General features: G+C 44.6%; 11 protein-coding genes. 2 read left to right on the plus strand and 9 right to left on the minus strand.

Annotated elements, in window-relative coordinates:
• Positions 1–128: 128 nt before the first annotated feature.
• On the minus strand, positions 129–629 hold the full coding sequence (locus B4Q04_RS05225) for a hypothetical protein (RefSeq protein WP_046287437.1): 501 nt from the start codon (positions 627–629) through the stop codon (positions 129–131).
• 229 nt (positions 630–858) lie between these two features.
• On the opposite strand from B4Q04_RS05225, the gene B4Q04_RS05230 reads away from it, so the two are divergent.
• Positions 859–1,191: a single-stranded DNA-binding protein gene (locus tag B4Q04_RS05230; protein WP_013993406.1), complete on the plus strand. Its 333-nt coding sequence runs from the start codon at positions 859–861 to the stop codon at positions 1,189–1,191.
• A gap of 111 nt (positions 1,192–1,302) precedes the next feature.
• Complete coding sequence (gene recQ, locus B4Q04_RS05235; RefSeq protein WP_088696177.1) at positions 1,303–3,402, plus strand: DNA helicase RecQ; 2,100 nt, start codon at positions 1,303–1,305, stop codon at positions 3,400–3,402.
• Between the two features lie 32 nt (positions 3,403–3,434).
• Here recQ and B4Q04_RS05240 read toward each other — a convergent pair whose 3' ends face one another.
• The 8 genes from B4Q04_RS05240 to B4Q04_RS05275 all read right to left on the minus strand — a co-directional run bounded on the left by B4Q04_RS05240 (position 3,435) and on the right by B4Q04_RS05275 (position 14,697).
• A complete protein-coding gene (locus tag B4Q04_RS05240; protein ID WP_088696178.1) occupies positions 3,435–4,724 on the minus strand; it encodes a phenylacetate--CoA ligase family protein in 1,290 nt (429 codons plus the stop codon).
• The gene (locus B4Q04_RS05245; protein WP_088696179.1) at positions 4,725–6,401 is read right to left on the minus strand and encodes a C45 family autoproteolytic acyltransferase/hydolase; all 1,677 of its coding nucleotides are present in this window, start codon (positions 6,399–6,401) and stop codon (positions 4,725–4,727) included. It abuts the gene before it with no gap.
• Positions 6,402–6,450: 49 nt separating this feature from the next.
• Positions 6,451–7,332 carry a cupin-like domain-containing protein gene (locus B4Q04_RS05250; protein WP_013993410.1) on the minus strand — a complete coding sequence of 294 codons (882 nt, stop codon included), beginning with the start codon at positions 7,330–7,332 and terminating at the stop codon, positions 6,451–6,453.
• Positions 7,332–8,879 carry a phytoene desaturase family protein gene (locus B4Q04_RS05255; RefSeq protein WP_013993411.1) on the minus strand — a complete coding sequence of 516 codons (1,548 nt, stop codon included), beginning with the start codon at positions 8,877–8,879 and terminating at the stop codon, positions 7,332–7,334. The genes B4Q04_RS05250 and B4Q04_RS05255 overlap by 1 nt, the downstream gene beginning before the upstream one ends.
• Entirely contained in the window at positions 8,879–12,565 is a 3,687-nt protein-coding gene (locus B4Q04_RS05260; RefSeq protein ID WP_088696180.1) for a 1-acyl-sn-glycerol-3-phosphate acyltransferase, read from the minus strand. The genes B4Q04_RS05255 and B4Q04_RS05260 overlap by 1 nt, the downstream gene beginning before the upstream one ends.
• Positions 12,558–13,727 carry a DUF2062 domain-containing protein gene (locus B4Q04_RS05265; RefSeq protein ID WP_088696392.1) on the minus strand — a complete coding sequence of 390 codons (1,170 nt, stop codon included), beginning with the start codon at positions 13,725–13,727 and terminating at the stop codon, positions 12,558–12,560. Before B4Q04_RS05265 ends, B4Q04_RS05260 begins: the two co-directional genes overlap by 8 nt.
• Before the next feature lie 92 nt (positions 13,728–13,819).
• Positions 13,820–14,323 (minus strand): hypothetical protein, encoded by a 504-nt coding sequence (locus tag B4Q04_RS05270; RefSeq protein WP_013993414.1) that lies wholly within the window; start codon positions 14,321–14,323, stop codon positions 13,820–13,822.
• A 5-nt stretch (positions 14,324–14,328) separates the two neighbouring features.
• Complete coding sequence (locus B4Q04_RS05275; protein WP_088696181.1) at positions 14,329–14,697, minus strand: 3-hydroxyacyl-ACP dehydratase; 369 nt, start codon at positions 14,695–14,697, stop codon at positions 14,329–14,331.
• Between the last annotated feature and the right edge of the window lies 1 nt (position 14,698).

Here is a 14,698-nt window from a genome sequence, read left to right on the forward strand (position 1 = left end):
TAATTATGCCCTAGTATTCATGTATAATCACTTGTTTACAAAGGGCCTGGTTTTGGGGAAAGGGACTACCTCCCTTAATGTGATAGGCTTCGCGTCCTTGTTCCGTTCTTAGTTCTAGGCAATGTTTGCTATTCGATCAAGCCTGTTATAAACTGTCCTGCCTTTCCTGTATCGTCATTGCTGACAATCAAAGGCACCCTGCCCAGTTTGGCTGCAAATTCTTTCGAATCTTTGTCAAGAACATAAATATGGTCGTAATACCAAGAATCGGATTTGTTCGCTTTTACGTCCTTTTTGGTTTCCTCAAATAAGACTAGGCACCATTTTGATATTTCCTTGTTTTCAACCTTTCGCTTTAAGGACCCGATCGATTTCGCACAATAGGTATCCCATGTTACGACAAAAATCACATGATAATCGATGAGCTCCTTAAGTTCGAGGCTTGTTCCCGACGGTACGTGCTTGAGTTTAAGTGTGTGGTTTTGAAGAAATTCAATTGCAGACGAATTATCGAGTAAATTGGAGAGTTGACAATAGGCCCGTTTAGGGTGTGCAGAGAAAGCTCTATAATGCTCTGGGGTGTCCAAGTATTTTTTCTGTCTTTTAAAAAATCGGTCTAGTATTCTCATGTTTAGCATTTAGTAGGTTATTATGACTGGGTGTATAATACGTACTAAAATTAGTAAATTTTCTTACAAAACATAAAATGTTTGTATTCAATAAATAAGACGTTTTTAAACGTTTACAAACGAAAACAATTGTTTTGTAACCGATTAGAATTTGGTCGCCGTTCTAGGTTTGCAGTGTTGAATCGCAGTGGTTCAATAGTATGAACTGTTTAACGTAAAAATTAGTAAAATGAACGCCTTAAAAAACAAAGTACAGTTGATTGGAAACTTGGGCCAAGACCCAGAAATTGTAAACATGGACAATGGCAATAAACTGGCCAAATTTTCCATTGCTACTACGGAAACTTATAAAAACGCCCAGGGTGAGCGTGTAGACGATACCCAATGGCACAATGTGGTGGCCTGGGGAAAGACGGCCGAAATCGTAGAAAATTATTTGACCAAGGGAAAACAGGTGGCCGTAGAGGGCAAGCTCACCCACCGCTCGTACGAGACCAAGGAGGGTGAAAAACGATATATTACCGAAGTACGTTGTAACGAACTTTTGATGTTGGGTAAATAGAATATGCCGTTCTTTGCAAATGAAGCGACTCCAAGGGGCTATTTTAAGTTTTTTGGCCTCGCTTCATTTGTTACATCGGTACTTTTATAAAACAATCGCTATACTTATTACATGACGCTTACAACAGAACAAGAACTCCTTCCCCTTTTAAAGACGAATTTTGGCTACGATTCGTTCCGGCCCAACCAATGGAGCGTAATCAGCGATGTACTTGCCAAAAAAGACGTTTTGGCCATAATGCCCACGGGCGGTGGGAAGTCGCTTTGCTTTCAGCTTCCGGCCTTGGCCATGAACGGAACGGCCATTGTTATTTCCCCGCTGATTGCCCTGATGAAGGATCAAGTGGATGCCTTGACCGCCAATGGTATTTCCGCGGCCTATTTCAACAGCTCCTTAGCACCCGAAAAACGGCTGGAAGTTGAGAATCGATTAGTGAAAGGCGAATTGAAGTTGCTCTATGTGGCTCCGGAAAGTTTGGCCTTGGTACAACATATCCTATCTGAAATCACCATCAGCCTTTTTGCCATAGACGAGGCACATTGTATCTCTTCCTGGGGGCACGATTTTCGTCCGGCCTATACGCAGTTGGGGACCCTAAAGCGGCAATTTCCCGGAGTACCCCTAATTGCCTTGACGGCTACGGCCGATACCACGACCCAAGACGACATTTTGGAACAGTTGGGCGTTCCCGGTGCATTACGCCATTTGGCCTCCTTTAATCGCCCTAATATCTCCTTGGAGGTGCGTCCGGCCCAAGACCGAATTTCGCAGATTCTTGATTTTATCTCGGAACGGCCGAACGAAAGTGGAATCATCTACTGCCTCAGCCGAAAAAGTACACAGACCATTGCGGATAAACTGTTGGCATCGGGTTTTGATGCCAAAGCCTATCATGCCGGTCTTCCTGCCGAGGAAAGGAGTCAGGTACAAGAAGATTTCATTACCGACCGTGTACCTATCATTGTGGCGACCATTGCTTTCGGAATGGGCATTGATAAGAGCAACGTGCGATGGGTAATCCATTACAACCTGCCCAAAAATGTGGAGGGCTACTATCAGGAAATCGGGCGTAGCGGACGTGATGGCCTGCCTGCAAAAGCCTTGCTCTTCTACAGTTTTGCCGATGTGGCACAACTCCGCAGGTTTATTTCCTCGAGCGAGAATGCCGATGTGGAATACGCCAAGTTAGAGCGTATGCAGCAGTTTGCAGAAGCCCTAAGTTGCCGACGGATCGCCCTGCTGAACTATTTCGGGGAACATATGGTCGAGAATTGTGGCAATTGCGATATGTGCAAGCGTCCTCCAAAGTATTTTGATGCTACCGTACTCACACAAAAAATCTGTTCTGGCGTGGCACGCTTAAAAGAACGGGAAGCTATGGGCATGTTGGTCGATGTGCTTCGCGGGGCTCGAAACGCCCAGGTGTTCGAGAAGGGCTATCAACATATAAAGACTTACGGGGCGGTAAAGGAGGTATCATGGCAAGACCTGCAGCAGTATATCATTCAATTGCTCAACCAAGGGGTCCTTTCCATAAACTTTAGGGAAGGCGGTCGCTTGGCGCTTACTCCATTGGCCAAACAGGTGCTTTACGAAGACAAAAAAATACAGCTTGCCATTTTAGAAAAACAAAAGGCCCAACCGAAAAAGGAACGAAAAACCAAGGCCAGTGCGTCAGGACTATTCGAAAAGCTTCGGTTGCTACGGCAACAAGTAGCGGCGGAGCAAGGGGTACCTGCCTATGTGGTCTTTAGCGATGCCAGTTTAAAGGATATGGAGGAAAAACTTCCTAAGAACGAAACCGAGTTCATGGAAATTTCCGGGGTAGGTCAAGCGAAGCTGGAAAAATATGCGGCCATATTCTTGAAGGAAATCAACGAACATAAAGCGGAAAAGAAGCGAAAAAAGGCGAAAAAGAATCCCAGTCACCAGCTTTCATTTCAATTGTTGAAGGAGGGATTTTCCGTTGAAGATATCGCCAAACAACGGGGAATACAGGAAAGTAGTATCTATACCCACCTGCAAAAGGCCCATGCCGAAGGGGCTCCCGTAGATTTGGGGCAGTTTATTTCTTCCGATGAGATCAAAAGCATCAAAAAAGCGCAATCTGAACTTCAGGATGCCGAAGGCCTAAAAGTATTCTTCGAATATTTTGAAGGCAAGATGCCCTACTGGAAAATTCAAATGGGACTGTATCTGATCGGAAAGTAAAATGTGTGGCCAAGCGCAGCCGAAGATAGGTGTTACTGCCTCTTATCGATTACGCTGATAGGCTTCCTTCCCAGCTTCGACATCCGCAATTTCTGAATCTCTTCATTAGGACAGATTTCAATATTGGGAGAAACCCTCAATTTAGACCTAAAATGGTCTTTAATGGCCTGCATCAACTTATGGTCGGCTGAAGATGAAGCGATTTTTATAAGGATTTCATCCGTGCCGATTTCGTTTTGGTAGATTTCGAACACATAGCCTTCCACTTCTTCAAAATCGTTCAGAAGGTTGTCCATGGCAGGAGGGTAGAGGGTAGTGCCCTTGTATTTTATCATTTGCTTCTTCCGTCCTATTACTGGGCCTAAACGCATGGTATTTCTGCCACAGACACAGGGAGAAGTATGGGCCACGACAATATCCCCGGTTTTAAATCGCAACAAGGGCATGGCCTCAACACCTAGGGTGGTGATCGTAAGCTCCCCTTCTTGGCCATCGGCAACGGCCTGGTCGTTGTCATCTAAGATCTCGGCAACGATGAGTTCGGGGTGGTGATGTCCCCCGCGTTGTTCGGAACACTCGGCAAAAGCCGTGCTCATTTCTGTCGAGGCGTATGTGGAGTAGAGTTCAATGTTCCATTTCGACTTTATTTTATCGGCCAGAACGTTCAATGAAAAATCTTGGTTCCTTAACGATTCGCCTATACAAATGGCTCCTTTGACCCCTGAGGTATTGATATCGATACCATGTGTTTCGGCATATTGGATCAATTTCAGCAAAAAGGAGGGCACCACAATTAGATAGGTGGGCCTGAATTTGAGAATGGTGTCCCATTGTAGTTCGGGGATACCTGCTCCCACACGGATGATACCCGCACCCAATTTTCTGACTCCTAAAAAGTAGGCCAGACCGGCCATAAAACGACGGTCCATGGTCGTGGTCATTTGTATGATGTCATTTTCGCCAACACCCGAGCAGGCCAAGGATATGGCCTCGTTATGGGCCAATCGGTCAAGGTCTTTGTCGGTCTGCCCCAAGATTACGGGGTCGCCCAAGGTGCCCGAGGTCGTTACAAAATCAATAATCTGCGATTTGGGTACACACAGAAAATCATCGTTGTAATGCTGTAGCTCTTCTTTGGTGGTTACCGGAAGCTTGGCTAGGTCCTCAAGGGTTCTGATATCCGATACTTTAATGTCATGTTCCTTAAAAACGCGCTTGTAGTAAGGCGATTTTTCGGCTATATAGGCAATCAGCTCTTGAAGCTTTTCTTCTTGAAAGGCTTTTATTTTTTCGGACGATGCTTTTTCTATTTCTGGAATCATTTATTTGAGCTTCCGTTTTAGTTTTTTAATATAAGTGTCTATGGATTCCTTATCGGGTACCGTGGTCACTTCTTTGGTCTTGGCTTTCTCGAAGGCGTCTAAGGCTTCCTTGTAGTTTCGGTTTTCATAGTAATACTTCCCCTTAAGGAAATACACCTCCCAAAAATCGGGGTTTACGGCTATAAATTCAGTCCATAGGGCCGGTTCGATTTCTTCTTCCGAGACCATGGCCTCCGTAATCTGACGCCTTAATTTTCGATAACGTTCGTAGTGCCGATATGCCAAGGTTCTCAAAAAAGGGTCAGGGGCTATGTTCCTATCGGGCGAAGATATGGGGCGTGTCTTTTGGTTTTGGTCGGCTGTGCCGAATACTTCCTTTAGGTCGTAAGCTACAAATTCACCCAATTGATAGGGATTGCTAGAAACCCAGACCAAAAGGTCTTCCGGTTGAAAGACAATGCCGTGGTGTGCCAACATTTGGTTGAGGGCTTTTTCGTTTCCGTAACCGATATGTTTGTCTTCGAGTCCGTTTTTGTTCCTTAAGATGCTTACGGCACTCTTGGGGGTTACTTTTGGGGTGTTTTCCAAAAGCTCTTCCATACGTTGGTAGCGGTATTTCGAATGGCTTTCAAAGATATGTTTCTGGTTCTTTTTATCATCGGCATAAGCTTCACTTTGAAAGTGGTTGGAGCAAACGAGCTGATTGCCGTTTTCTACCTCGTACACACCGAAGTTATGTGGTGAAACCTCAATGAGGGCCGCTTTTTTGTCTTTGGCACTTCCCACAAAAATCGATTCGGAGACAAATACCTCGCGTTTTTTGGCAATGGCAATGGCTTCTTCTATGGTAGAGGCGTACTGCAAGATTTCCCGGGTAACCAATGATATGGGGGTTTTGGCCACCAAGGGGAATTTTGACTTGCCCGCGTTGATGGTAACGGTCAGGCCTTGGTCGTTCATTCCGGAAACCACGCCGATCATACCGCCCCAGCTCACCGACATAAATTTATGGCCCTGATCGGGAGCAACGAATGCAATGATCTTGTTCTTTGCAAAATCGTCGCCGGCGTAAAAATCGAAATTCCTACCGATGATAAGTTTGCCGTCTTCGGTATGTGGTCCCCAGGCGGCGAAGGAAGAGCAGCCTACCAGGGCGAGGTCTTGTAGGGCATGGCCGATATCGTGTGCCCCGTGAAAGTACATGACACGCGGGTAAGGGGCCGCAATGCGATCATAATCTTTTGAGGCGTATTGCGAAATACCATAGATTTCGGCCTTGTACTGCTCGTCAATGTTCTTGTACATTTTTCGGTTGAACCAGGCCAAGAACTTTCTGAGCATTTTTTGCTTTCCTTTTGAGGGCACGAGCTCATCTATTTTCTCTACAAAGACCCGCTCTTGTTCCTGAAAAAGCTCTTGGGTTAGGCTACCTGTCTTAAGTCCCAGTTCGTAAGGATTTCCCGAAACATAGAGTTCGTAAAGGCCTTGGGGGTTCTTGGTCAAAAAGTTGGTACCGAGGCGGTAGGTAGAATCAGAGAGTTGTTGCCTAGGGGGCAGCTTGGTTTCATAGATACTTACGTCGGGAAGGTCTTTCAATGATCGCGAAACGCCACATGAGCCCAAAAGCAAGGCTAGGCCTAGAAGAACGTATATGTTTGAAACTATTTTTTTTGGCATTATGTCAATCGGCTATGAAAGAAACAATTTTAGGGCAAAAGTACGGGCCTTAGCTGTCTTTTTTGAGTTTTAGGTTCTTTTCCGTGCGCTTTATGGCCCATCGGTCTTTGAAATCGAGCCACTTCTGTCCGCGGTAGCTTCTGATGATATTGTCGATATGGCGCATGACCATTACGTTGTAGAGCATGTTGGCGAAACGGAGCGGGTGCCTGGGCAAGGCACGTAGGGTCATAGAAAAACCTCCGTTCAGGTAGCGTATGCTGTGCCAATATCCGCTGGGCATATAGAGGGCGTCCCCATGCTTCATTTCGGCACGTATACCTTCGGCATATTGTAGGGCCGGGTATTGGTCAAAATCGGGGTTGTCCATATCTATGCTCTCGATATTGTGTATGGAAAAAGGTACTTTGTACAAGTATTGCGTTTGCTCGGGGGAAAAGAGATTGACCACCTTGTCGCCGTCAAAATGAAAGTGCATGCTGTCAGGCAGGTCGATGTCGTAATGCATAAATACCTTCGATTTTCCTCCTCCAAAGAACAAGGCAGGAAGCTTTTTAAAGAACTTCAGGCCGATATCGGGGTATTGAAAATCTTTGAGAAGTTCGGGCATTTCCTTTAAGATATTATAAAAGAAAATACGGAGGTCGGTAGGTTCGGTCTTTAAGACTTCGATATATTCGCTCAATTTCATTTCTTTGACCGGAGCGTATACACTTTGTTTGTCTTTGGCGGGTTCGTTGTTGTACAAGGGCACAATTTGGTCTCCCGCACGTTCTTGGATATAGTCTAGCTTCCATTTTTCGTAGGCTGGCCAATCTTTGGTCAATCCGGTAATCAAGACAGGCTTTTGCGGTTTGTAGTAGTGTTTGATAAAATCCGCTTTTGAGATGTTTTCTACCCGTTCGATAGAAGTTGTCTTAAACTGTCCCATTATGCATCTATTTTTTTATTGGTCTTTGTACTTCCTTTGGTTATTTTCTCTACTAAGTATTCGCTGCCCAAGATTTCCGAGCAAGTGACCACGCTACTGATGGTTACCCCTAGAATGCCGTGCATATTGATGCTTTGCCCCGTAAAAAACAGGTTTTTTATTTTGGTGCGCGGCGAGATAAAGGTCTTTAAGGGGGTGTTTACGTTTTTGGCATACCCGTACATCGAGCCTTCGTTAGAGCCTATGTAGTCTCTATATGATAAAGGGGTAGAGGTATGAACCGATTGAATGCTTTCACGGATATTCGGAAACTTTTTTTCCAATGCGCATAAAAACGCTTCTATTTTGGTCTGTTTGAATTCTTCGTAAGTCTCGCCCCGACTGTTTTTTTGGGTAACGGTATTGAAAGTGCCGGACCATGGTTCGAGTTCTTCATAGCGCATATAGGTTATGGCGGTCAATTGGTCGGCCCATTCGCCTTGGTTTTTACGGGCCCCCATAGATACCATATAGGCTTCGGGCCATGATTCTTGGGTGTAGTTGTGCGAATTCCAAACTGCGTTATAGTCCTTAAAATGGTAATAGTTGTGGTTTAGGTATTTAAAGGTTTTTGGTTTGAGTACAATATGGATGCTGAAAGCGGAAATAGTACTTTCTATACTTTCTATACGTTTGGTGTACGATTTTCTAAAATGCTCTTGCCCCACCATTTTTATGGTAATCTTCGGTTCTATGTTCGAAATGAACAGGTCGCCTTTTATGATGTCTCCCTTTTTGGTTACCACCGAAACTACCTTTTGATCTTCAACGTTGAACTTGGTTACCTCGCAATGTTTATAGGTTTTTCCCCCGTTTTCCTTTAAACGTTTTATGAGCAATTTGGTAATTTGGCTACCGCCATCGGCACACCTGTACGAGCTTTGTATGTACGAGTTTATGGAAAGTGCGTGTACGTAGAAAGGGGTCTTGTCGGGTTCGCCTGCATACAAAAGGTTGGAGCCGGCAAGCACGGCACGCAGCTTCTCGTTTTCGGTGATGGAGTCAATATACTTTTTGGCGGGCAGGGTAAAAAGCTCGGTATCGTCATGATATGGCTTGCCGAGTCTTAAGTTATACAGCGGAAACTTTCCACAGGTATCCTGTAGTTTTTTACAATATTGATGAATGGCTTCCTTTTCTTCGGGAAACTCTTCTACCAGTCTGCGTTCAAAATTTTCGTAGCCTTGGGCATGGGGATATTCCTTTGGATCGCCATCAAATGTGATCAGGTCAAAACCGTCTTCGTCCAAACGGGTCAGGTGCAGTCCGTCTAGAATATCTAAATATTCAAAATAACGGTAGAGGTTTTGGCCTTTTTCCAATCCTCCTAAATAATGAACACCCGTATCAAAAATAGTACGTTCGCGTACAAAGGTCTGTAGGTTGCCCCCGTATTGGTTGTTTTTTTCCAATACGCAGACACTTTTGCCCTCACGCGCCATGATAATGGCCGAAACAAGTCCGCCCATACCACTGCCTATTATCACTACGTCATAATGTTGGTTCATTAACTGCGTCGTTTTTTTAATAACCTAAAGTTATCATTTTGTTGGCTGGGAACGAAACCTAATGCTTCTATAGGCGATAATTCCATTTGTTGTGCTTCTTTCAATAAAATCAAGGTCTCGACCGTATCGCCCAAAAGCTTGGCCAGTTGCCGGCTTTCCATTTTTATATCGACCAGAACGAGCTCGGCATCGGCTTCCAGTGCCTGGGCCATATTTTTGGCAAGGCTTATTTTACTGTAGTTTTGGGTCAAAAAGTTGTTCTTTAGCAACAAGGCCGCTTCGTGGTCGGCCAAATATGTCGTTATTTTCCTGTCGATGGAATCTAGGGCAAGCATTAGGTCTAGCTGTCCGAAGTCTTGCGACAGGTGTACCATTTTGGTTTTCTTTCCTATGTGCTTTAAAAGTGATGTATAGGTTTCTTTATGGGCGGCCAAGTCAAGTTTGACGCTTTTGTAAACCACATCGCCCTTGTATCTATAGTTTTCCAAAAGGGTTTTGGTCCAATAGTCTTGATCTTCGATTTCATTTCTAAGCCTTTGGAATTCCTTCCTGAAATAGGCGCCCAATTGCTTGGCACGTTCGCTATAGTTTTTGCCGAATTTAGGGTCGTTGGCCTTGATCTTGGGCAATAGTTCTACGGTGATACTACCATCGCGAATAATAAAACTTCCCTTTGGTAGCACTTCGGAATTACCGTGTATCAGTACCGGAAGAATATCCAATTCAAATTGCTGCGCCAAATAAAAGGCCCCTTTGTGAAAACGTTTGATCTTGTTGCTGGAAGAACGCGTGCCTTCGGGAAAAGCGATCAAGCTGAATCCTTGGGCGACTTTTTCCTTTAAATAGGCCTCGCCGTTTTCTATACCTCCAGAAACAGGATAGGCGCCTGCCAGTTTTGCCGCACTACCGAATACGGGCGAATTGTAAACCCAGTCGTTTACCAAAAATACAATTTTAGGGTGGAGCATGCCAATGGCCAGAATGTCTAAAAAGCTGGTGTGGTTGGCAATGATCATTACGGGTTTTTCAAAGGTTTCCTTACTGAGGTTTTTTATTTTTTTGGATACAAAGGGGTTGGTGTACAACACCGAACCCATGAGTTTGGAAACCGCTCGATGAAAGCCGATATTTTCTTCCATCCGGCTTTGGGGCGATAGTTTTAATTTGGCCCATCCGTATATGGAATACAAAAATCCTCCCGTACCAAAATACCCGAACGACAATACCGAATGTATAAAATAGCGCAATGATATAGGGCGTTTATCGGTACTTCCGATAAAGAGCCTGAAGAGCAGGGGTTGAACGGTAAAGGCCACAAAGGCCGCCGAAAGGATCCCGATTAAGGAAACGGTAGAAATAGTGTACAGTACGGGATGCTTGGCAAAAATCAAGACCCCAACGCCTGCAATGGTGGTAATGACCGAAAGTAATATGGAGGTCTTATGGGTGTGTAGCACCTTTTCCCCAGTACGGTATTCGGTAAGCAAGCCGTTGGTTATGAAAATACTGTAATCTACCCCAAGACCGAAAATAAAACTACAGATGATGATATTGAAAATATTGAATTCAATATGGAAAAGGCCCATGATGCCCACGGTCAAAAACCAGGTGAGAAATATGGGTATGCTGGTCACTACGGTCAGGGAAAGGCTGCGGTAGAAAAAGAAGAGAATAAATAGCACCACGATCAAGGAATAACTGATAAGGCTATTGAAATCGTTCTTTAAATTGCCCAAAAAGGTTTCGTTTACCTGTTGGCGGTCAATGAGCAGGGTGTTGGGCGAGTTCTCGAACTGCTCGCGAATAAGGTCGATATGGTCTTCATCTACCTTTATCAGGGAGGTGATGGTGGTTCCGTTTTCGTCCTTTACGATATAATCATCAAGGGAAAACGATTTTATGGCAACAAAGTCGTCGACCTCTAGGGGTTCGAAATCGGCGTTCAGCAGATCGTAAAACTTGTTGAAGGTAGTGGGTTTAAAACCGAATTCGTTTCCGCTTTCGATCAGCTCCCTTTGGGTCGTTTTGATTTTATTGGTGCTCCAGAAATCCTTCCACAGGGCTATTTTTTCCTCTTGGGTCCTTTTTGCCCGTATGAGTCCGCCTACAGAGCTGAAGCTTAGTATTTTGTCGTTCGCTTCGAGGGTTTTTAGAATGTTGTAGAGCGAATCGTTCTGTCCTAATACGGTCTGGGTGTCGTTACCATAAGTGGCCAGGTAAATGGATTTTGAACTGATGTCCGTTAAGGTTTCCAATCGTTTTCGTGCATCGCGCAATAGTTCGGTCTCGTAGTTCAGCCTGGCAATATCTTTGTTGAAGACCACCTTGTTATAGGTAAAGATGCTAATGACGGAAAAAAGTACTAGCCCCATAATGGCCCATTTCGATTTGTGGAAATCAAAAGATGCCACCCGATCTAAAATGGTGCGTCTAGAGCTCACCGCTTTTTTTGCGGAGTAGACCTGTGGGACAAAGAGCAAGGCAAAAACCGATGCGCCCAATACACTGACCGCCGCAAAAATACCGAGGTCTTGCAAGGCCTGTGATTCTAAAAAGAGGAGGCATAAAAAGGCAGATGCCGTAGTAAGGCTGCTCATTAAAATGGAGGGGGCTACTTCTTTGTAGAGGTTTTCCGCCCCGTTTCCGTTTCGTATATGGGTCAGTATATGCAGGGCATAATCAAGGGTGACCCCTAAGAGTACCGAACCTATGCCCAGGGATATGGCCGAAATCTTTTCGCGAAGAATACACAAAAAGGCAATCGATAATAGTGCGCCGATCAATGTAGGCAGGAAAAGGATAAAGGGCAGGGCCAGTTTTCTGTAAAAAAGCATTAAAATAACGATGAGCAGGGTCATGGCTATGCTTACCGTAAATTGGATGTCGCTTCTGATCTGTTTGGCATTGGCTACGGCAACCAAGGCGGCCCCATAGTATTCGCTGTGCACCTTGCCGGTATAGGCTGCGTTCAGTTGGTTCTGCAGTTCGTACAAGGCATCTGAAAAGGGTAGGTTTTTGTCGGTTTCGTTGGAGCCATAGGCCGGGGTTAGAAAAAGAAGGATGTTTTTTTCCTCTTGGTCGACAAGAAAACCGTTCTTTAATTTAAAATCTTCGCCTACACCTAATTCCTGTAGCCTTTTAAGCGCAATGAACGAGAGCCGCAAAGGGTCTTTTACAATGGTCTTTTTGGCAACGATACCCGATGGTGAGATAAGCGTCCTGTAATTTTCGGCAGTGATATGGGCAATACTGTCAGAGTTTATTTTTTGGGCAATCTGTGGATAGTCATCGGGTTCTAAAAATAGGGGTAGATGCTCGTATACTAGGTCTAGGGTCTTGGGTACGTCATCGGAATTGACCCGGCCTTGTACGTTTTTAATAAACTCCGATTGGTTTTGCTCTAGGCTATCGAGAAGGTCTTTGGCGTATTGGGTAAGGTCGTTTACGCTGCCTTCTTCGTCTTTTTGTATGCTGATGATGATCTTGTCGGTAAATGTAATCGACTTTAAGACCTTTTGAATGCGTTGCGCTTCTTCATTGGCGGGAATGAGCGAGGTGATATCGTCTTCAAACTGTATTTTGGAAACAATGGTAGCTAGGCCCATCACTACCAATAGAAGTACCGCTAATGATAATTTGCGTTTTCGCGCTATGAGTCGATATGCCTTAAAGAAAAAATTACCCATTGTCTACGATTATTTTTTTCTTTCCGAAGAATACAATCGTTAGATAACCTATGATGCCGAAAAGTAGGGCGGACATAATGGCCAAGGCAAAACTGCCGATAAGATATGTCTTTAGGTTTTGTAGCATTCCAAAATTTTCGGTCATGTGTTCCATGGAAAAGGAAACCTCTTCGCCGGTTATCCATACCCCGATTTTAATACTAAAATAGACAATAAAAGGGATTAGGGGCGGGAGGCTGATATTCGAAAATGCAAAAGTGATGGCCTTGTTCAGTCGAAAGACCGTGGCCAGGGCAAAAACGAGTATGGTTTGAAAGCCCCAAAAGGGGGCAATGCCCAAAAAGATGCCAAGGGCTATGGATAAGGCCTTTATTTTTGGGGAGTCGTCACTGCGGAGCAGGTCTTCCAATAAAAATTTTTTAAACCCTTTTTTTTTTATTTTCCTAATAAAGTTGCGAGGCTTTATGTAGAAAATCGTAACGATGACCAACCAGGTGTTGAGCACGCTGATCCGAGCAAAGTCAGGTACGGTCCTAAAGTGCGATACCCTTTCGGTTTCGTCGTACAAAATACGGACGGGCACATTTTTTACAAGGGTGCCGTCCCAGGCCAAACGAACGATGACCTCTATTTCAAATTCGAATTTCGGGGTATAGAACTTTAGGTCTTTTAAGGCATGCAGCGGGTATAGACGGTAGCCGCATTGGGTATCTTGAAGCTTGGTTCCCGTTTCGAACCAGAACCAAAAGTTGGAGAACTTGTTGCCAAAACTGCTTTTGCCGGGAACATCTTCTTGTTGCATGTTCCGTGAGCCGATATACAGCACGTTTGGGGTTTCTTCCTTTTGCAATTCATCTAAGAAAACGCTGAGGTCTTCGGGAAAATGCTGCCCGTCGGAGTCTATGGTTATCGCATAATCGTATCCTTGGGAAATAGCGGCCTTAAACCCTACTTGAAGGGCATTGCCCTTACCTTTGTTTTCCGGCAAATGGATTTGCTCTATTGTCGGATAGTTTTTTAGGATGTCGGACGTAGCATCAGTGGCCCCGTCGTTTATTACGATGACGGCGTCGGTACGTTCTAAAATACTGTCAAGCACCCGCTTTAGTGTCCCCGCATTATTATAAGTGGGCACCAATACGCAACAATTGAGCTGCTGCATGGTATTTTGAAGTGATGGGGTAAGGGTCGGCACGAGCAATTTTTTTCAAAGGGTTCAGAAAACAGGTTCTGAATTTTCAGCAAAGATACGTATTACGAACCTTGTAACAATTGCCTTTCTGATTCGTTAAAGGCTTCTGATTTTGAAATATACCCTTTTACGAAATCCTTGCTGTTCTTATTGGGGATGGTATTGAAGTTCTCGATTATAAATTGTTTGTCTTCCTCAATGTTTTTGGTGTACCCCGTAATCTTGGGTACGTTCTCTTGAACGCTTAGACGGATGCAGCGTATTTCAACATTATCGGGTTCTGCCGCTATGGCAAATTCCAAAAGTTCCGCCCCTTCCTTAAAAAAGGTCTTTTTTTCTTTTATTCCTTTGGCGTATTTCGCCATCATTGTAGTCACCGCCCCTTTAAAGGCTACTAGCGTTTTGTTGTCGGTTTTGGCCACCGAAACCAGGTCGTCGTTTAGTGCAATGGTGGCGCTTTCATTACCTGAAGCTTCAACATAGGCTGTTCTTACCCGGGACAAATCTACCGGATTTGTAAGGGATAAAAGTGAAAAAAAAGCGAACAGAACTAGTTTTAAGTGCATAAAATCTAGGTTAGAATATTAAAGGTAGCGCTTAATTTTAAGGCTAATGTATCGTCAAAAGTTGTGGTATTCTTCACTTTTACGATAGCCTCTTCCTCCGTAATCGTCAGCTTGAGTTGAATGGTGTCGTTTTTCTCGGGATTGATAATGGCCATGAACTTCACGTTCGTGGCGACCGAAAGAAACAGCATTTTTTCCGTGGCCTGCTCGGTGAGTTCTTTGATGATTTGGATCATACATACGCCGGGCATCACGGGGTTGCCGGGAAAATGGCCCTTGAAAACATCATGCGCGGCGTTCAGTTTAACCGTGGCAGTTACGTTCTGCCCTTCCTTTTCAAAACTTTCAACGGAATACAATCCTTCGATCAACATG

It is taken from the genome of Zobellia sp. OII3 (assembly GCF_002211465.1).
Lineage (GTDB): Bacteria > Bacteroidota > Bacteroidia > Flavobacteriales > Flavobacteriaceae > Zobellia > Zobellia galactanivorans.

Bases quoted from the DNA above. Each gene is read 5' to 3' on its own strand.
- B4Q04_RS05265 (WP_088696392.1), bottom strand. From the start codon at position 13,727: ATGCAGCAGCTCAATTGTTGCGTATTGGTGCCCACTTATAATAATGCG.
- B4Q04_RS05260 (WP_088696180.1), bottom strand. From the start codon at position 12,565: ATGGGTAATTTTTTCTTTAAGGCATATCGACTCATAGCGCGAAAACGC.
- B4Q04_RS05225 (WP_046287437.1), bottom strand. From the start codon at position 629: ATGAGAATACTAGACCGATTTTTTAAAAGACAGAAAAAATACTTGGAC.
- B4Q04_RS05250 (WP_013993410.1), bottom strand. From the start codon at position 7,332: ATGGGACAGTTTAAGACAACTTCTATCGAACGGGTAGAAAACATCTCA.
- B4Q04_RS05245 (WP_088696179.1), bottom strand. From the start codon at position 6,401: ATGCCAAAAAAAATAGTTTCAAACATATACGTTCTTCTAGGCCTAGCC.
- B4Q04_RS05275 (WP_088696181.1), bottom strand. From the start codon at position 14,697: ATGTTGATCGAAGGATTGTATTCCGTTGAAAGTTTTGAAAAGGAAGGG.
- recQ (WP_088696177.1), top strand. From the start codon at position 1,303: ATGACGCTTACAACAGAACAAGAACTCCTTCCCCTTTTAAAGACGAAT.
- B4Q04_RS05255 (WP_013993411.1), bottom strand. From the start codon at position 8,879: ATGAACCAACATTATGACGTAGTGATAATAGGCAGTGGTATGGGCGGA.
- B4Q04_RS05230 (WP_013993406.1), top strand. From the start codon at position 859: ATGAACGCCTTAAAAAACAAAGTACAGTTGATTGGAAACTTGGGCCAA.
- B4Q04_RS05270 (WP_013993414.1), bottom strand. From the start codon at position 14,323: ATGCACTTAAAACTAGTTCTGTTCGCTTTTTTTTCACTTTTATCCCTT.
- B4Q04_RS05240 (WP_088696178.1), bottom strand. From the start codon at position 4,724: ATGATTCCAGAAATAGAAAAAGCATCGTCCGAAAAAATAAAAGCCTTT.